15 protein-coding genes, 7 tRNA genes and 1 pseudogene (1 of these 23 cut by a window edge) are annotated in these 21,682 nt (G+C 47.1%); all 23 read left to right on the forward strand.

Annotated features, from left to right (window positions below; all coding sequences use genetic code 11):
- A tRNA-Tyr gene (locus ACDE64_RS04245) sits at positions 1 to 12 on the forward strand (it extends 73 nt beyond the left edge of the window).
- A gap of 7 nt (positions 13 to 19) precedes the next feature.
- Positions 20 to 93: transfer RNA gene (locus ACDE64_RS04250), tRNA-Trp, on the forward strand.
- Positions 94 to 123: 30 nt separating this feature from the next.
- A tRNA-His gene (locus tag ACDE64_RS04255) sits at positions 124 to 196 on the forward strand.
- Positions 197 to 203: 7 nt separating this feature from the next.
- A tRNA-Gln gene (locus tag ACDE64_RS04260) sits at positions 204 to 278 on the forward strand.
- A 12-nt stretch (positions 279 to 290) separates the two neighbouring features.
- Positions 291 to 365: transfer RNA gene (locus ACDE64_RS04265), tRNA-Gly, on the forward strand.
- A 14-nt stretch (positions 366 to 379) separates the two neighbouring features.
- A tRNA-Cys gene (locus tag ACDE64_RS04270) sits at positions 380 to 453 on the forward strand.
- 12 nt (positions 454 to 465) lie between these two features.
- A tRNA-Arg gene (locus ACDE64_RS04275) sits at positions 466 to 539 on the forward strand.
- Between the two features lie 251 nt (positions 540 to 790).
- On the forward strand, positions 791 to 1,102 hold the full coding sequence (locus tag ACDE64_RS04280) for a hypothetical protein (protein ID WP_411349089.1): 312 nt from the start codon (positions 791 to 793) through the stop codon (positions 1,100 to 1,102).
- A 73-nt stretch (positions 1,103 to 1,175) separates the two neighbouring features.
- On the forward strand, positions 1,176 to 1,847 hold the full coding sequence (locus ACDE64_RS04285; RefSeq protein ID WP_411349090.1) for a PspA/IM30 family protein: 672 nt from the start codon (positions 1,176 to 1,178) through the stop codon (positions 1,845 to 1,847).
- 2 nt (positions 1,848 to 1,849) lie between these two features.
- Positions 1,850 to 2,359, forward strand: coding sequence for a PspC domain-containing protein (locus ACDE64_RS04290; protein WP_411345254.1), 510 nt, complete (start codon positions 1,850 to 1,852; stop codon positions 2,357 to 2,359).
- 1 nt (position 2,360) lies between these two features.
- A complete protein-coding gene (locus ACDE64_RS04295) occupies positions 2,361 to 3,095 on the forward strand; it encodes a PspA/IM30 family protein (RefSeq protein WP_411345255.1) in 735 nt (244 codons plus the stop codon).
- A gap of 292 nt (positions 3,096 to 3,387) precedes the next feature.
- Positions 3,388 to 4,056: a cell wall-active antibiotics response protein LiaF gene (gene liaF, locus ACDE64_RS04300; RefSeq protein WP_411349091.1), complete on the forward strand. Its 669-nt coding sequence runs from the start codon at positions 3,388 to 3,390 to the stop codon at positions 4,054 to 4,056.
- A 475-nt stretch (positions 4,057 to 4,531) separates the two neighbouring features.
- Positions 4,532 to 5,593: a sensor histidine kinase gene (locus ACDE64_RS04305; protein ID WP_411349092.1), complete on the forward strand. Its 1,062-nt coding sequence runs from the start codon at positions 4,532 to 4,534 to the stop codon at positions 5,591 to 5,593.
- A 4-nt stretch (positions 5,594 to 5,597) separates the two neighbouring features.
- Positions 5,598 to 6,245, forward strand: coding sequence for a response regulator transcription factor (locus ACDE64_RS04310; RefSeq protein WP_367053761.1), 648 nt, complete (start codon positions 5,598 to 5,600; stop codon positions 6,243 to 6,245).
- 534 nt (positions 6,246 to 6,779) lie between these two features.
- The gene (gene zwf, locus ACDE64_RS04315) at positions 6,780 to 8,333 is read left to right on the forward strand and encodes a glucose-6-phosphate dehydrogenase (RefSeq protein WP_411349093.1); all 1,554 of its coding nucleotides are present in this window, start codon (positions 6,780 to 6,782) and stop codon (positions 8,331 to 8,333) included.
- Positions 8,334 to 8,485: 152 nt separating this feature from the next.
- Positions 8,486 to 10,068: pseudogene (locus tag ACDE64_RS04320) on the forward strand (peptide chain release factor 3).
- Between the two features lie 233 nt (positions 10,069 to 10,301).
- The gene (locus ACDE64_RS04325; protein ID WP_411345260.1) at positions 10,302 to 10,964 is read left to right on the forward strand and encodes a potassium channel family protein; all 663 of its coding nucleotides are present in this window, start codon (positions 10,302 to 10,304) and stop codon (positions 10,962 to 10,964) included.
- Positions 10,965 to 11,756 carry a TrmH family RNA methyltransferase gene (locus ACDE64_RS04330; protein ID WP_411349094.1) on the forward strand — a complete coding sequence of 264 codons (792 nt, stop codon included), beginning with the start codon at positions 10,965 to 10,967 and terminating at the stop codon, positions 11,754 to 11,756.
- A 361-nt stretch (positions 11,757 to 12,117) separates the two neighbouring features.
- Positions 12,118 to 13,026, forward strand: a complete 909-nt coding sequence (locus tag ACDE64_RS04335; protein WP_411349095.1) for a DUF5655 domain-containing protein — start codon at positions 12,118 to 12,120, stop codon at positions 13,024 to 13,026.
- A gap of 182 nt (positions 13,027 to 13,208) precedes the next feature.
- Positions 13,209 to 16,130 carry an MrcB family domain-containing protein gene (locus ACDE64_RS04340; protein ID WP_411349096.1) on the forward strand — a complete coding sequence of 974 codons (2,922 nt, stop codon included), beginning with the start codon at positions 13,209 to 13,211 and terminating at the stop codon, positions 16,128 to 16,130.
- 39 nt (positions 16,131 to 16,169) lie between these two features.
- Entirely contained in the window at positions 16,170 to 18,713 is a 2,544-nt protein-coding gene (locus ACDE64_RS04345) for a DUF2357 domain-containing protein (protein WP_411349097.1), read from the forward strand.
- A 180-nt stretch (positions 18,714 to 18,893) separates the two neighbouring features.
- Complete coding sequence (locus ACDE64_RS04350) at positions 18,894 to 19,280, forward strand: hypothetical protein (protein WP_411349098.1); 387 nt, start codon at positions 18,894 to 18,896, stop codon at positions 19,278 to 19,280.
- Positions 19,281 to 20,025: 745 nt separating this feature from the next.
- Positions 20,026 to 21,615 carry a cellulase family glycosylhydrolase gene (locus ACDE64_RS04355; protein WP_411349099.1) on the forward strand — a complete coding sequence of 530 codons (1,590 nt, stop codon included), beginning with the start codon at positions 20,026 to 20,028 and terminating at the stop codon, positions 21,613 to 21,615.
- Positions 21,616 to 21,682: the final 67 nt, after the last annotated feature.

Here is a 21,682-nt window from a genome sequence, read left to right on the forward strand (position 1 = left end):
CAGCCTCCACCAGTTTTATAGGGGCATAGTTTAAAGGTAGAACAGCGGTCTCCAAAACCGTTAGTGTGGGTTCAATTCCTGCTGCCCCTGCCATATTATATTTTATTCACTTTTCATATTTTGGCGGTCGTGGCGAAGGGGTTAACGCATCGGACTGTGACTCCGACATTCGCGGGTTCAATTCCCGTCGATCGCCCTTTTATAGGGGATTAGCCAAGCGGTAAGGCAACGGACTTTGACTCCGTCACGCACAGGTTCGAATCCTGTATCCCCTGCCATTACTTCATTGAGCGGACGTGGCTCAGCGGTAGAGCATCGCCTTGCCAAGGCGAGGGTCGCGGGTTCGATTCCCGTCGTCCGCTCCATTTCAATTTTATATGGCGCCATAGCCAAGTGGTAAGGCACAGCTCTGCAAAAGCTTTATCCCCAGTTCGAATCTGGGTGGCGCCTCCAGTATTTTATTAAGCGCCCTTAGCTCAGCTGGATAGAGCGTTTGACTACGAATCAAAAGGTCAGGAGTTCGAATCTCTTAGGGCGCGTATCTTTTTAAATTATAAGCTCATTAGTTCATGAAGAAGTTCATGTGCTAATGAGCTTTTTTTGTTGTTTGTATTGTATTATTTGTTATTTTATATTGCATTGAAGGAGAATTGCTTTATAACGTTCATTTTCCTATATACTCCCCGTCTAAGGTCTAGGTCAAAATACCATCCCCGGTCCATTTTGCAATGCTATCATTTTCTTTAGAATGTAGTTATAAGGCAATCGAGTATTAAGGGAGGTGAGTACAGTGAATATTAATCGGAAAAGTGTTGCAGCTGTCGGACTGATTGTTATCGGGGCATTGATTGTATTCGGAAAATTCGTTCCTGTTTTACATAGTCTGATGGGGCATTTGATCGGACTGCTCTTCCCAGTTGCATTGATTGCACTTGGTTATTATGCGCTTCAAAGTGGACGTAAAGTTCTTGGCTTCGTACTAGCAATCATCGGAGCATGTATTCTTTTCTCCAAACTTTCTTTCTTAATCGGACCAGTTCTTGGTATTGCTCTTGTTGTTGGTGGTGTCTATATGCTCAAGAATCGTCATCAAACGTACTGATTGCGTTCGAACGTTGAATGATGAAGTGGAATGACCAATTCGTGCACTACAGTAAGGGAGGGAGCATTTACCCATGAACATGTTCAAACGTATACGGGATATCACCGTAGCGACTTTAAATGAAAAGTTGGAACAAAGTCAGGACCCGGTTCGGTTGATTGATCAGTTTTTGCTAGATACTCGTCAGGAGATTGCAGAGGCAGAGCAGTTGCATAACAGCATTTCGCATCACACACGTCAACTGAATCATCATGTGGAAAAAGCATCTGCAATGAGACAGAAACGTGAAGAACAAGCGCTGTTAGCTCTAAAAGCGGAAGAGGAAGAATTGGCACGTATGGCTTTGCAGGAAAAGGTTATGTATGAAGAAAAGGAAAACCAGTATCGTGATTTGCTGGATAAAAATAAAGAAGCGCTCAACGAGATCGAGTATCAGTTGAATACGCTGAAATCGGAATATCAGATTGTGTATAGCAAACGTGAATATTATCATGCTCGCATGGAAACACTTCGTTTACAGCAGCAGATGAATCGACGTTTTGGCAATGGAGGCGGCAACATGCCTTCCTTTAATCGACTGGAAGATCGCATCTCTGATTGGGAGCTTGAAGCCAAAGCGGTACGCGATGTACGTCAGATGGACAGTTATCCATCCGGTGGTTCTGATCCCGCCAGTGCGATTGCACTTGATGCCGAGCTTGAGCGTCTGAGACGCAAGCTTGATCAGCAGCGGAAGGAGGGCTGAATATGCGACCGAAGTTGTACCGGTCGAGCAATGACCGGATGTTATCCGGATTGACGGGCGGATTGGGGCATTATTTTCAGATCAACCCGACGCTACTGCGGATACTGCTTATTCTGAGTATTCCGTTCACTGGTGGAACTACGATCTTGATCTATCTAATTGCGATCTTCATCGTACCAAAAGAACCGCCTATGTATCGTCCGTTCGATTTTGGTCCGGATGCACATGATCCTCGTTTTGAACAGGATCGTTATGGTGGTGAACGTCATACGTATGGCGGGTATTGGGGAACTTCCCAGAATGCCTATGAGCCAGATAAGTATGCTGAGCCGCATAAAAGCAATACGCGTTATTTTGGCCAAAATCGCCCACCTTACGAACAGCCGGAGCCAGTAAACAAAGCAACCGCTGACTTGGACTCTATGATGAAAAATATCGAAACAAAAGCACTGCGCAAGGAAGTTGAAGAGCTTCGCAAAAAAATTGCTCAATACGAGAAGGGAGAACAATAACATGGGAGTATTTAAAAGATTGAAAGATATGACAAAGGCATCGGTGAATGAAATGCTGGATAAGGTGGAAGATCCGATTGTGATGCTGAACCAGTATCTGCGCGATATGGAAGCTGAGATTCATCAATCCGAGGTGACGGTAGCAAAACAAATGGCGAACGAGCGCCGTATGAAGCAGCGTTTGGAAGAAGCAGGTCGTATGGCGGCACAACGTGAAAGCCAAGCAACCGCAGCACTGAAAAGTGGACAGGAAGAAGTGGCGCGTCGTCTGCTGGAAGAAAAATTGTACTTTGATCAGAAGTATGTAGAATATGGCGATATGCATGCACAGGCGAAAGAGCAAGTAGCTGGTCTGATGACTCAATTGCATGAAATGAAAGACGAATTTTACAAAATGCGTAACAAACGCAATGAGCTGGTATCCCGTGCTCAAATGGCGAAAGCGAAAAAACAAATGGCGAAAGTTAGCTCCGGTGACTCTTTGAACCGTGGTAGCGCATCGCTTGGATTTAGCCGTATGGAAGAAAAAATCATGCAAATGGAAGCGGAAGCCGACGTACTGCGTGTTCCTTACAATAGCTCCGGCTATAATACTCCATATATCAATGCTGAGCAGGCTGAAAAGCAACTCAAAGTAGATGAGCAGCTGAATCTGCTGAAAAGCAAACTGGCAGGTCCATCCACACCTAAAACAATTGAATCCAGTGCACGACCTGCTGACGAATCGACGCATTGATCAGTCTCGCAACATCGAATCTAATAAACAGCATTGATGAAGACAATGATTGATATGCGTAAATTGAAGATATATTCTAGTCAGCAATATTGATTCCAATAAGTGTATACGTACCAAGTGATTACAAAGAAATATTTCGTAATACACGTAGATAATTGGAATGTTGATATGAGTTCAAGATACGTTCGTAATATGATATAGTTAGATAGGTTAAGCCATACAGCGTGTGTCTGATGCATGCAGTATGGCTTTTCCACTACATGCCTGGGATGGGCGGTAAAGGAGGGGTGACATGAACAGAAAAAGAGATGCAGCTGCGGTAGTGTTAATCGGGCTGGGAATGCTGATTTTGCTAGGACCGTTTTTTGGCTTTTTTACGATTGTCGCTCTTCTTTTGCTGCTGATCGGCGTACTTGGATTACGCAAAGGTAAAATGAAGCAGGGGTATATTTGTTTGTCGATTGGCACAGGGCTGTTGTTGTTGGATCATTTGGCATTGGTTCTAGGTATTGTGTTGATCTCGCTGGGATGGTTTTATTTCCGAGCGAATAAGGCGCACCGTGGGCAGAAGCATCATGCGAAGCAGAATTTTATCAATACGTCGCAACATAATCGTGATCCATGGTTGATGCAAAGCAGTAGTTTGTGGCATGCCATCGGCGATATTGATTATGATTTGTCACTGGCAATGGCTGAGGATGCGGAGACTGTGTTGTACTTTCAGGGGATTATTGGTGATCTTGATTTTACGATTCCAGAGGAGTATGGTGTGGAGATTGAAGCACATGTGCTGTTTGGGCAGATTGGGTTTGATCCGGATCGTCGGTCTGGCGTAGAGCGCAGACAGGGAGTATTGAACCGAGTGCAGTGGACATCAGCGAATTATGGCAGCAGTGTGCAGCGGGTGAAGTTGGTTGTATTTTATGTGGCAGGTGACTTGAATATCAGACTGTCGGCATAATTAGTCTGTAGTTGTAGTTGTAGTTGTAGTTGTAGTTGTAGTTGTAGTTGTAGTTGTAGTTGTAGTTGTAGTTGTAGTTGTAGTTTTGTTTTGCTATAACTCGTTGGGATAGAGAGTAATGAGAGCGGATTTGTTTTCTATAATAATAGGTGGAAATGTATAGGGCTGTTTGAGTGGGATGAATGAGTTGGTTGGTGATTGGATTTCCTGTAGTATGGAACCGGCGGGATGGGTGGATATTGGGAGGAGATGTTAGGATTTCTCGATTGCATCTGTCTTTTGGGTAGGAACGAATGAAGGGCGGATCGTTAGAGAAGGCTTATTTGTAACCGTATCTAATTAGTGCAAATAATGTACATTTCATATTCATTTTGGATTGGTACTGTATATTGTATATACGGATTTAAGTATGCGGTTAATGAGAAGGCTGTGACAAGATGCAGTTAAGCCGATGTCGGGACGGAGGGATACATAGATGACGAAACGAAAATCTGCTGACATGATTGTTCGCAGCATGAGTGAAGGGGTGCTATTGGCAGTCCTTTTGTTGATTGTAGTGATGTATGTGCTGTATACGTCTGGCCATCTGGATCTGGAAGATTCTTGGGAAGCGTGGCTGCGCACAGGCATTGCGCTATGTATTCCGGTGATGGTGATCGGGGCATTGTTTGGACTGTATCATTCACTGCGGCTCAAGATGCGGATTGATAAGCTGCGGGAGACACTGCTTATGTGGGAAAAGGGAAGCTGGTCACAGACAGCACCGGAATGGGGCAGTGATGAGTGGACGCGGCTTGGCGAGCAAATGGATCGCATCGGTAAAAAGTGGGGCGATCAGATCTCCAGCTTGCAGCGGTTATCTACTAATAATGCACAGCTTGCCGAACAGGCGCGGGTATCGGCGATTATTGAAGAACGGCAACGGCTGGCACGCGAATTGCATGATGCGGTATCTCAGCAGTTATTTGCGATTTCGATGACAGCGACTGCGGTAGGACGTACATTTGACAAAGACCCGGATCGAGCGAAGCGGCAAGTACAGCTGATTGAAGAAATGTCGTCAGTGGCGCAGTCGGAGATGCGGGCGTTATTACTCCATTTAAGACCGGTCTATTTGGAAGGAAAACGATTATATCAGGGCATTAGTGAGCTGGTGCATGAGCTACAAACGAAGATTCCGATGGATATTGTGCTAGATATGGATGAAGACCTTCGGCTTGTCAAAGGGGTGGAGAATCATCTATTCCGTATTGTACAGGAAGCGCTATCCAACACGCTTCGTCATGCTAAGGCGAACCGGATGGAGATTCGTATTTTGCAAAAAGTGGACGCTGTACGAGTGACGTTGCGCGATGATGGTGTAGGCTTTGATCTGGATGAGACGAAGCAGACGTCATACGGATTGTCTACGATGCGAGAGCGCGTGAATGAAGTTGGCGGTACGATTCAGTATATTACGGCACCGGGGAAAGGGACTCGGATTGAGATCGTTGTGCCGATCGTGACATTACACACAGAAGAAAGCGGGTGGGCATAATAAGATGGATAACAGTGAACTGATCAAGGTGCTGCTGGTCGATGATCATGAGATGGTGCGTATTGGTCTGGCGGCGGTGCTCGATACGGAAGATGGGATTGAGGTCGTTGGCGAGGCAAGTAATGGGAATGACGGAATCCGATTAGCGCAGGAGTATCATCCAGACGTTGTGCTGATGGATCTGGTGATGGATGGAATGGATGGGATCGAAGCGACACGTAAGGTGCTGGAAATTAATCCGAACTGTAAAGTGATCGTGCTGACCAGCTATTTGGATGACGAGAAAATGTATCCGGTCATTGAAGCAGGTGCATTTAGTTATTTGCTCAAAACATCTCGTGCAAGCGAAATTGCCGATGCGATACGTGCAGCGGTACGCGGTCAATCGGTATTAGAGTCGCAAGTTGCTTCCAAAATGATGAGCCGTTTTCGTGAACCAGCCGAGCGTGCATTGCATGAACAACTGACTGAGCGGGAGATGGATGTACTGCGTTTACTGGCACAAGGGAAATCCAATCAGGATATTGCGGATGATCTAATCATCGGGATCAAAACGGTGAAATTTCATGTGACCAATCTGCTCGCCAAGTTGGGTGTGGAAGATCGAACGCAGGCAGCGATTTATGCGTACAAAAATGGTCTGGCGGAATGATAGAATGGGTAGTTTGCTGTAAAAGGTTGTTTGAGAGCGTATATAAAATCTTAGTGTAAGAGTTTGTATATAGAAGCTACAAAAGCTGTAAAAGCTGTAAGAGCTGTAAGAGCTGTAAGAGCTGTAAGAGCTGTAAGAGCTGTAAGAGCTGTAAGAGCCCTATGGCTTATCCGTATTGGTAGCGAAATGAGAAGTATATCATTTTGTGATTACTGAATTGACCAACCTAAAACGCCTATCTGATATACATGAATAGAAAACCGGCACTTCGTGGTTGCCGGTTTTTTGGTACATTGGTATGCTGATTGCGTAAGTCAGCTTTTTGATTACGTAAGCGATATCAATTTTAACTTTACAAGGTATAAGTACTTTTGATAGGTGGTCAGATGGTATGGAATCGGGTAATTATGGTAAAATACGATTGATCAAAATGGCATCATGAGCACTATCTCACCAGCGTGATTTTTGTACAGTACAGCAGCACCTTGTTCACTCTGCGGTAAAACAAAAATTTACATAGAAAGTGGAGGAGCCATGACGGATAATCAAACTTTGGAATCATTGCAGGCGCCCAGCGCAGTATTTTTCATTTTCGGAGCTACCGGTGATCTGGCGAGTCGTAAACTATTTCCGGCGATCTACAGTTTGTATCGTGAAGGCAAGCTGGCAGAGGATTTTGCAGTCATCGGGGTGGCGCGTCGTCCGCGTACGAATGAAGAGTTCCGTGTGAATGTGCGGGATTCGATTGATGAATTTTGCCGATATAAAGTGCGGCAGGATGAAGACTGGGATACATTTGCGCAGCATTTTGAATATAAATCATTGGATATTAACAATGTAGACGGATTCCGCGAATTGAATGAGCAGACCGAAGCATTGGAACAGAAATATAGCATTCCGGGGAATCGGCTATTCTTCCTTGCATTGGCACCGGAATTGTTTGGAAGTGTGTCGACCAATCTGCGGGATGGCGGCATGCTGGATGCGGATGGCTGGAATCGTCTGGTCATTGAGAAGCCCTTTGGTTATGATCTGGAATCGGCACGTAAGCTGAATGGCGAGATTACGGAAGTGTTTAAAGAAGATGAGATTTTCCGGATTGATCATTATCTCGGCAAAGAGATGGTGCAGAATATTGAAGTGATTCGCTTCGGCAATGCCTTTTTCGAGCCGCTTTGGAACAATCAGCATATTGCGAATGTGCAGATTACGCTGAGTGAAACGGTGGGCGTAGAAGAGCGTGGTGGGTATTACGACCATTCCGGTGCGCTGCGCGATATGGGGCAAAATCATATGCTGCAAATGCTGGCGATGATCGCAATGGAGCCGCCAAGTCGCCTGCTAGCGGAAGACATTCATGATGAAAAGGTGAAAGTGCTGCGTTCACTGCGTCCCTACTTAAATTCAGAGGATGTAGATCAAAATGTAGTACGTGCGCAATATACAGCTGGTCAGTCCAAAGGCAAAGAACTGCCGGGTTATCGAGAAGAAGATAAAGTTGATCCGAATTCGACAACGGAGACGTATTTTGCCGCGCGTCTGTTCGTAGACAGCTTCCGCTGGGCGGGTGTGCCTTTTTACATTCGTACCGGTAAACGTCTGCCGGTCAAAACGACAGAGATTATTGTTGAGTTCAAGCGTACGCCAACCAATGTGTATCTCGGTCAGCGTCATAATCTGGAACCGAATCTGCTCGTGATCCGGGTCAATCCGATGGAAGGCATTTATGTGAAGATCAACGCCAAAAAGCCGGGTTCTGATTCCGAAATTCAGCCGCTGGCGATGGAGTTCTGCCAAAGCTGTATGATCGGTATCAATTCGCCTGAAGCATATGAACGATTGCTGGAAGACGCGGCACAGGGCGATTCCACGTACTTTACCCGCTGGGATGAAGTGGCAGCGGCGTGGAGCTTTATCGACCATATCGACAATGCATGGAAACAGCACCCAGAAGATGTGAAAAATTATCCTGCCGGTTCATGGGGACCTGTAGAAACGCATCAACTGCTGGAGCAAGATGGCTTCCATTGGTGGCCAGTCAACGGCCAGGACGAGGATGATGTAATCTGGACGGCGAACAGTCGGTAAAAGAGGATAGACACTGCCCGCCGCATCACGTACAATAAATACAGCGATTTTTAACGATAAAACACTCTTGTGATTGCCATTCATAAGAGTGTTTTTGCTGTGGATATGGTACAATGAGAGCAGTCTATTTAAGCGATGAAGGGAACATGAACATGAGTAAAACGATAGATACACAATTGCAGCGTGAAGTCGATAAACGCAGAACGTTTGCAATTATTTCTCACCCGGATGCGGGGAAAACAACACTGACGGAAAAGCTACTGCTATTCGGGGGCGCGATTCGTCTTGCAGGTACGGTCAAAGCGCGTAAAGCAAGCAAACACGCGACCAGTGACTGGATGGAAATTGAGAAGCAGCGCGGAATCTCGGTTACGTCTTCCGTGATGCAGTTTGACTATAATGGACACCGGATTAACATTCTGGATACTCCGGGTCACCAAGATTTCAGTGAAGATACGTATCGTACGTTGACTGCTGCCGATGCGGCGGTCATGCTGATTGACGTTGCAAAAGGTGTCGAGGCACAGACGATCAAATTGTTCAAAGTCTGTGCACAGCGTGGCATTCCGATCTTTACGTTTATTAACAAACTCGACCGTGAAGGTCAAAGTCCGTTCGACCTGATGGAAGAATTGGAGCAAGTGCTCGGTATTCGTTCGGTTCCAATGAACTGGCCAATCGGTATGGGACGTGAGCTATGCGGCGTATACGACCGGATGAAAACGCAGGTTGAGCTGTTCCAAGGCGATGACCATTCCACGATTGAAGTACGCAAGGTGGAAGACTACCGCGATCCGCTGATCAAGGAAATGGCAGGCGAGTTTTTGTATGAGCAGCTGAGTCAGGATATTGAGCTGCTGGACGTAGCGGGCGATCCATTTGACTATGAAAAAGTTATGCGCGGTGAACTGACGCCAATCTTCTTTGGCAGTGCGATCAATAACTTTGGATTGCAGACGTTCTTGGAGAACTTCTTGGAGCTGGCACCGAAGCCGGAACCACGTCGCAGCACCGAAGGCATGATCGAACCAACGAATGAGAAATTCAGCGGATATGTATTCAAAATCCAAGCCAATATGAACCCTGCTCACCGCGACCGTATCGCATTCCTGCGTATCGTGTCCGGTAAGTTTGAGCGTGGCATGAGCGTGAAGCACGTACGTGTGGGCAAAGACATTAAGCTGGCGCAACCGCAGCAATTTCTGGCGCAGGATCGGGATATTGTCGAAGATGCGTATCCGGGCGATATTATCGGTTTGTTCGATCCGGGTATTTTCCGAATTGGAGATTCTCTGAGTCAGGGCGGGGGCATCGTCTTCGATGAACTGCCAACGTTCTCACCGGAAATCTTCGCCAAAGTTACAGCGAAAAACGCATTGAAATACAAGCAGTACCAAAAAGGTCTGGATCAATTGACCGAGGAAGGTACGATCCAGGTATTCAATGCAGTCAGCTTCGACGATATCATTCTTGGTGTTGTCGGTCAGCTGCAATTTGAAGTGTTCGAATATCGGATGAAAAATGAGTATGGCGTAGATGTGCAATTGCAGCGTATGCCGTTCCAATTTGCTCGCTGGATCGTAGCCGACAATCTCGATCCGTCCAAATTCCGCATTAACTCGACGCTAGTGAAGGACAAAAAAGGCAACTATGTTGTTCTTTTGAAAACGAGTATGCGATGAGAACGGCAATGGAGAAAAATCCAGATGCCCAATTTCTGCAAACGGCACCGTAAAGTATAGACAGTCTGTATAACAGACAGATGTAGAACGAGCTAAATGTGTCTGTTATGAATAGTACTTTCTGTAAAGCCAAGCAGTGTACTTTTACGCATAAAAAGTATTGGTTTGGAAAATAGGTTATACAGCATACAATCGCAGATTGTCTGGCAGCATGCAGCAGTGCACTGGCCTGCCGGGCGATCTGCTTTTTATTTGAGAATAATGGTGGAAATGGTGGAGGTACAATATGGGCAGAAAGCAATATGCCGTCATCGGAATCGGACGTTTCGGTTCCAGTATTGCCAAAACGCTGAGCGAAATGGGCTTTGACGTGCTGGCAATCGATTCAGATGAACATCGGGTACAAGAAGTATCAGCGATTGTCACACAGGCAGTGGTCGCAGACTCTACAGATGAAGAAGCACTACGTGCAATTGGACTACGCAACTTTGACGTCGTCGTTGTGGCGATTGGGGAGGATATCCAGTCGAGCATTCTGACGACCCTGATCCTGAAGGAAATGGAAATCCCGACGATTCTCGTCAAAGCGCAAAACGATCTGCATGCCAAAGTGGTGCAGCGGATCGGTGCGGACAAAGTCATTTTCCCAGAACGCGATATGGGGGTGCGGGTTGCGCATCATCTGACCTCGCCGAACGTGCTGGATTATATCGAACTGTCCGACGATTACAGCATCGTAGAGATGCTCGCATCCGAAGGCATGGTCGGTCAGAACCTGATCGAACTGAATATCCGCGCTCGCTACAGCTGCAACGTAATGGCGATCAAACGCAACAATCATATGAATATCGCACCGGCACCACAGGAACGTCTCGAACAAGACGATATCCTCGTCATCGTCGGTCAAAAACATGATCTGATCAAAATGGAAATGGATATGGAGAGCTAAATGGAGATACTATCGACTCAAAATGCCCGTGTGAAAGAATGGGCGCAGCTGCTGGAAAAGAAGCACCGCGATAAGCAGGAGAAGTTTATTATCGAAGGCATTCATCTGGTGAGCGAAGCGCTGCGCAGTGACTGGGATATTCAATATATCGTATATGATACGGACAAAGGCATTCCGGCAGAGCTGAGAGAGGATATCTCCGCTTACTCTGGTGGTGCACAGTATGTGGCGGTGTCGCAAGCGGTGCTGGAAAAGTGTACCGATACGAAGACACCACAGCCAGTGTTCGCGATTGTGTACAAGCGTAATGCGCTGCTGTCGACGCTTTTGACGGATGGACAGGGGATTGTGATGGTATTGGATGGTGTACAGGACCCTGGTAATGTAGGAACGATTATTCGCAGTGCGGATGCGTCTGGGGCGAAGGGAATTGTACTTGGGAAAGGCTGTGCGGATTTGTATAATCCGAAGACGATTCGCTCGACGATGGGATCGCTGTTTCATTTGCCAGTGTTGGAGAGTGATCTGATGGAAGTTCTACCAGCGGCGAAGGAGCAGGGGGCGCGGTTGATTAGTACGTCACTGCAAGGGAGTACGTCGTGTTATGAGTATGACTTCCGCAGTGGGGCTTGGATTGTGATCGGGAACGAGGGGAAAGGGATTTCCGAGCAGACGGCGGCGTTGGTGGAGGAGCATGTGTTGATTCCGATGCAGGGGCAGGCGGAGTCGCTGAATGCGGCGATGGCTTCGACGGTGTTGTTGTTTGAGGCGATGCGGCAGCGGGGAGTTTGAATATTTTCGCTGTGAGCAAGTTAGGGTGTAGAGGTAGCTAGATATGTACTGGAGAAATGAGCATCATAATATGCTTGTTTCTTCAGGTATGGAAGTTTGAGTTTTTAATAGTGAAATAGGTGGGTTTTATAATGAAAAAGTGGATCAGTGTAGTATTATTCATTGTTTGTCTATGTATATGGTACATATTTGGGAAGTATGTTCTGTTCGCTCATATTCAGCTGTCTTCAATAGCATATCAAAGTATACTAGAAATCCTGTATTTGTTTGTGGGGATTATCGTATCTTTGGTGATTGTAGGTTGGAGAAGCAGGAGGATGAAATAACGAATGAGATTATATTGGAGAGGACGAATTGTATAATGGGAGATATTAAATTGTTTCGATTAACGAATGAAGGAGTAGAAGAGTTAAATGGCTATACCATCGCTGTTGAGAAGTCTTTGCAAACTTTGATGGAACGTAACTTGGAAGCATTAATTGGTGTACGTTTTTTGGCATCGGAATATTCCACTGGTAAACGGCATGGTGGACGTATTGACACACTCGGAATTGATGAAAACAACTCACCTGTTATTATTGAATATAAGCGAGCAACGAATGAGAATGTAATTAATCAGGGATTATATTATCTGGATTGGTTGATGGATCATCAAGCAGAATTTAAATTGCTCGTTATGGATCGCTTAGGCTTAGAAGTATCGAAAGAAGTTGATTGGAATGCTCCGCGTTTACTATGTATAGCTGGTGGATTTACTAAATATGATGAGCATGCGGTACAGCAAATTAATCGTAATATCGAGTTATATACATATAAACGATATGATGAAGAACTATTGATGCTTGATCTAGTAAATGCGACAACAGCAAATGTGCCCGTCGAACATGATATGGGTACTGAATCGAAAATAGTATACAAAACAGTATCAGAGTATCTTTCTCAAGCAAGCCCTGAGTTAGTAGATTGGTTTGAAGAACTGAGGGCTTACATGATAGCTCTTGGAGATGATGTGCAAGTCAATACGTTAAAGTATTATGTTGCTTTTAAAAGAATAAAAAATTTTGCATGTGTTGAAATTCACCCGCAAACAAAAAAGATCGGTATATATTTAAAAGTTAATCCAGATTCAGTTGAACTTGAGAATGGATTCACGAGAGATGTTCGCAAAATCGGACATTATGGCACCGGAGATCTGGAAGTTATGATTGGAAATCCGAAACAGCTTGAAAAAGTTAAAGAATTGATCCAGAAAAGTTATGATTTAAGTTAGTAATAGTAGAAGGTGGCTCTTCAGATATAATTGTCTGTAAAGAGGCACTTTTTTTACTATTCAAATGAATAGGTTAATATAAATAGTATAGATTGAATTTATTTATAAAGTGTACAGCATATTAAGACAACATCGCAAAACGAAGATAATTAGTACAAACTTTTACTTATAGGAGAATACCAATGACCTTACCAATAGAACTCCAAAATATTTTCCTTCACAGACAAAAATCATACAAAATGGTTCTCATCCTCGTACTCATCGACGAGATGCGCGCCACTCGCGAACGGGAAGTTTCGATGACACGGATCAAGGAGCGCTTTTTGGAATATTTTCAGAAGCGGGAAGCGCGTAGTATGCCTGTGGATGCGCCGCCGTCGCGGATTGCGTTTCGGTGGGCGGATATGCCGGTGAAGCGGGTGCAGTATGTGGTAGATACGCCAATTGATGCATTGTCTTCCATTCTCGACTATCCCAGCTCCGGCTACACGATCGGCTTCAAACCGGAGCTGTACAGTCAGCTAAATCCGGCGGTGTTGGATGAATTGTACCATTATACTCTCGATGAACTCGACACGTACTATGCTCCACCACAGTCCGACTTTTCACTACGGGAGGACTTGTTCAATATCATCGGCAACTATCTGCTTGCCAAGCAGCAGCCGTTGACTGGACATCCGCTTGCGAAGTATGTGCGGAAGGAGATTCCGCAGCATTTGCGATCACTGCCGTTTGTGCATAATCATTTTAAGGTGCAAGGGTCGGTGGGCAGTGGGAGCAATTGGGCGACGATTCCTTGGATTGCGGTGATGTATCCGCAATTGACGGATACGATTCAGCGTGGGGTGTATGTGGCATATCTGTTTTCGGCGGATATGAAGCGGCTCTATCTAACGTTGAATCAAGGGTTGAATGAAGTGCGTACTCATCTGGGACGCAGTGAAAGTCAGACGTATTTGCAAGAACGGGCGCGGGTGATTCGGGAGAAGTTGCCAGCGGGGCGGATGAAGCTCTCGGATGATATTGATCTTGGGGATGGGCGGCTCGGGGACGATTACCAGACGTCGACGATTGCTTATTTTGCGTATGATACGGAGCGTTTGCCGGACAATGAACAGCTGGTGACGGATTTGTGGGATGCGATGGATAGTTATATGTTTTACATCGAGAGCACAGCGATTACGCCGAATACGGTGTGGACGACGCAGGTGCAGGAGGATGATGGTGGTGATGTATATACGCCGCGGCTGCGCGACCGGGATGTATCTAGTGTGCTGGAGCAGGTGCATGAGCATATAGCAGGAAATGGGTTTTATTTTCCAGAGCAGCTTACGTATAACTTCTATTTGTCGCTGAAAACGCGACCTTTTGTTATTTTGGCGGGTATTTCAGGAACGGGCAAGACGCGGCTCGTGCGGCTGTTTGCGGAAGCGGTTGGAGCGACGGCGGAGAATGGTCAGTTTACGCTCATTCCGGTGCGCCCGGATTGGAGTGATCCGGCGGAGTTGATTGGGTACCGTGATCTGTCAGGTATGTTTCAGCCGGGACCGTTGACGCTGGTCATTCGCGAGGCTTCGCGTCCAGAGAATCGGAAGAAGCCTTATTTTGTCTGTCTGGATGAGATGAATTTGGCGCGGGTGGAGCATTATTTTAGCGATATGATGAGTCTGCTGGAAACGCAGAAATGGCGGCAGGAGAGTGAGCATCTGTATTCGTCGCCGGAGCGATGGCAGGAGTATGTGTACAGTGATGGTCATGAACATGCGTACAGCGATGGTTCTGAGTATATGCAAAAGCACAATGATGGCAATGTTGATGCTGGTGGAAGATCGTATCCAGGTCGTACGGATTACGGTGTTGGTGCAACCGTGCATACGGATGCAGATACGAAGCGAAGTGAGAGAGTGCAGCGGGGGAATGGACAGAATGCAGCGGAACGTTCTGATTTGACGGCTGGGAAGCATGGACATGTTGCTGATGATGAATATGGATTAGTGGATGGGCATACTGATCATGATGATCATTGGGATGGGGCTGATCCTAGGTCTCGTTCGGATTGGGGAGATGAGCGTCCAGCACGTATAAATAAGGATGGATCTGGTTATCCGGACAATTGGGAAGATGAGACAGAGCAGGGTTCCATTCACATGCGCAGCCGCTCAGCAAATACAACATCTGGTCGTAATGGATTATCGCATAGCAGTAAGATATCCAACAGCGATAGGATACCAAATAATAATACGATATCCAACATCAGTAGAGCACCTAGCGGCAGAACTTCCAATAGCGAAGGACCTTTTGGTAATAGCAATTCGGCAAATGGTAACAATGTCGATAGTGCGTGGCAACAGCAATCCTCCGCTACCAAAGGCGAGCGCCGAATCGTCACTGATCCGCTGATTGCCGCCGGGATGCTGCAATTGGAAGAGGATCGTGTGATGTACGGGCATCTTGGTATACCGGACAATGTATATATCGTCGGCACGGTGAATATGGACGAGACGACGTATCCGTTTAGCAAACGGGTGCTGGATCGGGCGAATACGATTGAGTTTCACCATATTGATCTGATGCAGTTACCAGATGATGCAGCGGATAACGCGCAGAGTGTGGAAGTTGTGCCGGTGGAGCAGGGATTTTTGCGTAGTGATTATTTGCAGTTGAAGGATGCCATTGGGGAATACCGGGAACTGGTGGTGCGTACGACGGAGCGACTGGTGCAGGTGAATGCAGTATTAGAGAGCATTCATGCGCATGTGGGGTACCGGATTCGGGATGCGGTTTGCTTTTATGCGGTGTACAATGAGCGCTTTGGGCTGATGCGAGAAGAAGAGGCATTCGATCTGCAATTGCTGCAAAAGATTTTGCCACGTATTCAAGGCAGTCAGATGGCAGTGCGGCGGGCATTAGTGCGTTTACTGGAATGGTGTCTGAAAGGCAATGTGCGTGTGCCGTCGCCGCTGGAGGATGATGAGAATTTCTGGGATAGCTGGGAAACAGGAAATACGCCGCCAGAAGCGGATTATCCAGATAGTGCGCGCAAGCTGGTGTATATGATCCGTCGCTTGGATGAGGATGGATTTACGTCGTATTGGGTGCATTGATGAATAACGCGTGAACATACACATACCGAAGGAGGTGTCATGATGAACCCGGAACAGACGGTGCGGCTGCTAGAGGTAGGAACGAATATTGGTACTCTGTACATCGAGGGGCGACCGTACCATCCGTCGGTGGAGACGTTGGAGTTACACCGGGAGCAGGGGAAGTGGATGGACGCGCATCTGAAATGTGTATCGCTGTCGCCGGATGTGCAGGTGCATAATGTCAATGTGTTTTCGCCGCTGGAAGGACGGCTGGTGGAATGGAATGTGCATATGCTGGTGTTGCCTTGCTTTTATGAGCAACAAAATTATGAGTTTGTGTACGAAAAAGCAGACGGAATCGCGCAGCGTGTACACTTTTATCATGAGAATCGGTATTTACGGGAAGCGGTTAGTGAGAAAGGAAATCGAGTGTTGTCCGGGCTGCTGAATTTCCGCAATGAAGTGGGGTTTAGTGAACTAGAGCTGCGCGCGGGTAACGAGCGTTTGTTATCGCTGGAGCTAGAAGTGTTTCCATCCAAAATCGACTACCGTGACGATTACGCCATGCTGCTACAAGATGTGAATCGGCAGGTGTACAATCTGAGCTTTGACTTTCTAAAACGGACGTATCAGTCGGTGTCGCTGCGCAGTAGTGAGCGGCAAAGTCTGACGGAGTTTTTCTCGATTATCTCGCATTTGTTTGAGCAAATGGAGCGGGCGATGGAGCGGATCGGCAGACAACCGCATCACCGGATGGAGAAGGAACTGGAGATGCGTAAGGCGGCACTTGCCAAGCGTCCGGGGCGGCGGAATAGCGATTACCTTGCCAAGCATCCGCAGTATTTGGAACATGTACGGGATGACAGAACAAGGGCGAATAGTAGAAGTGTAAACGACAATAGAGGAATTCATAGCAGTCATCCGATTACTCCTGCTCGCGGTACAATTCAGATCGGCGGCGAAGCGTATCGTCCGACACGGCTATTGGATACGGTCAAGCATCTGTCGTACGATACGGCAGAGAATCGGTTGCTGCGCTGGATGTTGGAGCGGATTATGGGCAAACTGGTGCAATTGCGAGATCAGTATGTGCAGCTGAGCAAGCCGAGCAATTTCCGTAGTCGCAGCTACGACGAGCATTTTTCGATGCAGGTGAATCAGATGATGCGGCGGATGGAGCGAATGCTGGATGCGGAATGGTTGCAGGCGTTAACTCCAATGCGCAGTATGAGCATTAGTCTGGTCATGCAGATGGCGCCGGGGTATCGGGAGATGTACCGATATTATCTGACCTTGCTCAAAGGCTTGTCGATCCAGAGTGATGTCCTGCGATTATCAATGAAAGAAATCTCCGAGCTGTATGAATACTGGTGCTTTCTCAAGCTGAACGAGCTGATGGCGAGCAAATACCAATTGGTGCAGCAGGACGTCATTCGGCTCAATCATGCGGGATTGTTCGTCACACTGGACACGGGAAAACAGTCACGTATGCAGTATCGTCATCCGCGTACTGGAGAAATCTTTGTGCTGTACTACAACCGTTCATCGCAGCAGCGTTGGTTGCCGACATTGCCGCAGCGACCGGACAGTGTGCTATCGCTGCGCAAGTTGGATGCGGGATTGGAAAAGGAGTACAGCTTTATTTTCGATGCCAAGTACAAGCTGGATGTAGCGGAGCCGGAATCGGAATATCATCGGCGGTATAAGTTCCCGGGACCGCAGGAAGACGATATAAATACGATGCATCGGTACCGGGACGCGATTGTACATCTGGCAGAGGATCATACTACGGAAGATTCGACTTCGCGGTATGAACGCAGTATGTACGGGGCGTATGTGTTGTTTCCATATGGGAATGAGCAGCAGTACAAGCAGCACCATTTTTATCAAAGTGTTCGTAAAATCAATGTCGGTGCATTGCCATTTCTACCGAATGCGACGTCGCTAGTCGAGCAGTTTCTGGATGAGCTGATTGCCGATAGCCCGGAAAAGGCATACGAGCGGGCAACGGTGCCGCAACGCACAGACGAGTATTATACGGATGTTATGCAGCAGCGTCAGCGCAATATGCTGGTTGGATCGGTGCGTGGATCAGAGCAGGTGGAGTTGGCGTTGGAACACCGATTTTACCATGTGCCGCTACGTAATCTGGGTGATGTACAGCAGGTCACTTCGCTGGAATATGTAGCGATGTACCAGTCGAAGCGATTGTTTGGCGCAGAGCTGGCAGGGATTCGGTACTATGGACGGGTGACAGGCTGGCAGATTGTACAGCGCAGACAAATTGCCGAATTGCCGCGTGACGAGAAGCGGGATGAGCAGTTGTACGTCAAATTCACGGTGGATACGTGGCAGCAGTTGAAGCAAGCAATTGTGCCGGGAGGACAGGGCATTTATACGCTACTGTATACGAGCAAGTATATGTTCGACCGGGCATGGGAGCTGGCAGAACTGCGATTGGATAGTGAGCAACAGCTGCGTGAATGGCGGGAGAAGCGTCGGCAAGGTCGGGTCAAAGTAACGCTGGATCAGCATTATGTGGATCAGGCGGAGCAGGTGCTGGATATTGACGTACAGCCGCCGCCATTAGACCGGAAATGATGATAATTGAGTCTCTGTCCAGTACAATTCATAAAGGCAAACTGATTTTGAACGAATGGTGACAGATGCTTCGTATCGGTCATTTTGCTCCAACTCTATCCTTTCAAATTGTAACCACAATATCCTTACCGCGTAGTAAAGGTAATTAAATATTATCGTTATTGGCGGTGGAGGGATAAGATGAAGTATTTTTTCGGTAAAGGGCGTATCATTCGGTGGATTGAAGTTATTGTCGTCTGGATCGTGCTCGCGCGGATCTTTGGCGTGATGTCGCATATGGCGTTTTTCGGTGTTGCTCTGATGGCGCAATTGCTCATGTATCAGATGTATGAACAGCAAAAGGACAGCAAGGGCGATACGCGCCTCAAGCGCTTTTGGCTGGCAGGTTTGACCGGATTCGTAACATTGGCGAGCGCGGTCAGTGCATTGTGGGCGGAATATGACGCTTGGTGGTTCAAGACATTTATGATCTTGTTCTGGCTGTTTTGCAGCTATGGAGCAGTTCGCATGTATCGGGAAACGAAAAAGTCGCAACCTGCTGTTGTAGCAATAGGGCGAGTAAAATAACTATGTTTGTAGTAGAGACCAAGTGACGTCTGTTGACATGTACAAAGTTGATGTATACTTTACGGCAATTTTGACGATTCAAATGTCCATATTGATCATGTATGCGAAACAGTAGCGAAGAAGTCGCAGAGTAACACAGTACAAGGAAACCGGCTGAGACATGAGCCGGTTTCTTTGTATGTGTACACAGGAAATCTGGCACTGTTTGGCAAAGTGTTCTCGTTATCTGCAAGATCTATAACCGCTATGTTAAAATGATGGCAACAGACATTTCATCACGATTGTAGGCAAGGATGGAAGGAGTGCAGCATATGAATATTGCGTATTTGATCTTGCAAGGGGTAGGAATTATCTTCATTGTGATCGCGATTTTTGTAGTGATCACGTTGATTCGTCTATGGCGCCGCAATAACAGCCGTTGAAGCTTCCCGGCAAACCGGGACTTTTCGTTACATGACCCGCTGAGTTAACCAATAGAAGAGCAAAGATAGCTAGCTAGCCCTCTTGAAAAGTGCCAAAACGCGTTGTAAGGGGCTAGTTTGCACATGATTCCCTTTTCCCACGTTCTGGAACTTTATATTCATTTTATGGTAAAAATATATTAATTTGGTTATAAAATGGATATACTGACGAAGGCAACAAAAGATACTGCATAATCACCCGTTGCACATTCGCGAAATACAGCAACCACGTCAGTCTACAAGATGTGCGAAACGGGAAAACCATGCAAAGGGGAATGGGAATCATGTGGAGAAACAAAGTCAAGAAATGGACAGCAGGAGCGGCAACGGTAGTACTTGCCTTTTCGCTCACAGCAGGCTCATGGTCGGCACCAGCGTATGCGGCAACAACACCTGTTCAGCAGCATGGACAGCTGAAGATTTCGGGCGGTAAGCTGGTCGATGCTAGCGGCAAAGTAGTGCAACTGCGCGGGATTAGCTCGCACGGTCTGCAATGGTATGGCAATTACGTAAACAAGGATACGATGAAATGGTTGCGTGATGACTGGGGCATCTCCGTGTTCCGAGTAGCGATGTATACAGCCGAGAACGGATACATTTCCAATCCGGCAGTAGCGAATAAGGTCAAGGAAGCCGTCGCTGCGGCGAAGGAGCTGGGTGTGTATATTATCATCGACTGGCATATTCTGTCGGACGGCGATCCGAACATTTACAAAACACAGGCGAAAAGCTTTTTCAGTGAAATGGCAGGATCGTATGGCAGTCTGCCAAATGTCATATATGAGATTGCCAATGAGCCGAATGGGAATGTGAACTGGAACGGGCAGATTCGTCCTTATGCGCTGGATGTAACACAAAGTATTCGCGCAAAAGATCCGGATAATGTGATCATCGTCGGTACAGGTACATGGAGTCAGGATATTCACGATGCAGCTGACAACCAGCTGCCAGATGCGAACACGATGTACGCACTGCATTTCTACGCGGGTACACACGGGCAATCGCTACGTGATCGGATCGATTATGCGCGCGGCAAAGGAGCGGCTATTTTCGTAAGTGAGTGGGGAACAAGTGATGCGTCTGGCAGTGGCGGTCCATTTCTGACCGAATCGAAGACATGGATCGACTTCCTCAACAGCCGTAATATTAGCTGGGTAAACTGGTCGCTGTCGGATAAAGGCGAAGCGTCCGCTGCGCTGGCATCGGGAGCAAGCACGACGGGCGGATGGACGGATGCCAATCTGACCGCTTCGGGTAAATTTGTTAAACAGCAAATCAAAGCGGGCAGCACCAGCACAGATGGTGGCAGTACAACAACACCGGGAACGGGCAATGGTGGTGGAACGACTACTCCTGATCCGGGTACAGGCGGAGGCAGTACAACGCCAACTCAGCCGGGAACGCCTTCGACTGGTACTGGATCGTTGGTACTGCAATTCCGTAGCGGAGATAACAATCCGTCTGATAACGCGATTCGTCCCGTGTTCAATATTCAGAATACCGGCAGTACAGCGGTCAAGCTGAGTGATCTGAAGGTACGGTATTATTTTAACAATGATGGCAAATCCGGCGACCAGACGTATATCGATTGGGCAAAAGTCGGAGCATCCAATGTAAGCACCGTATCCAAAGCATTGACAGGAAAAACACAGGCGAACCGGTATGTAGAATTCTCATTTGGTAGCGGTGCAGGTAATATTGCGGCTGGCGGACAAAGCGGCGAAGTACAGGCACGCATTCATCCGGCAGACTGGAGTAACTTTAATGAGAGCAATGATTACTCGTACAACAATGGCAGTACGACATTTGCCAAGTGGAGTAAAGTGACTGTGTACCAGCAAGGTAAGCTGGTATGGGGCACGGAGCCGAAGTAAGTGGATGTTGCGTGATGATTATGAGCGTATGATCATTTAAAAATGAGCAATGCAGAGGGACATATGC

The organism is Paenibacillus sp. WLX2291, from assembly GCF_046603665.1.
GTDB lineage: Bacteria > Bacillota > Bacilli > Paenibacillales > Paenibacillaceae > Saccharibacillus.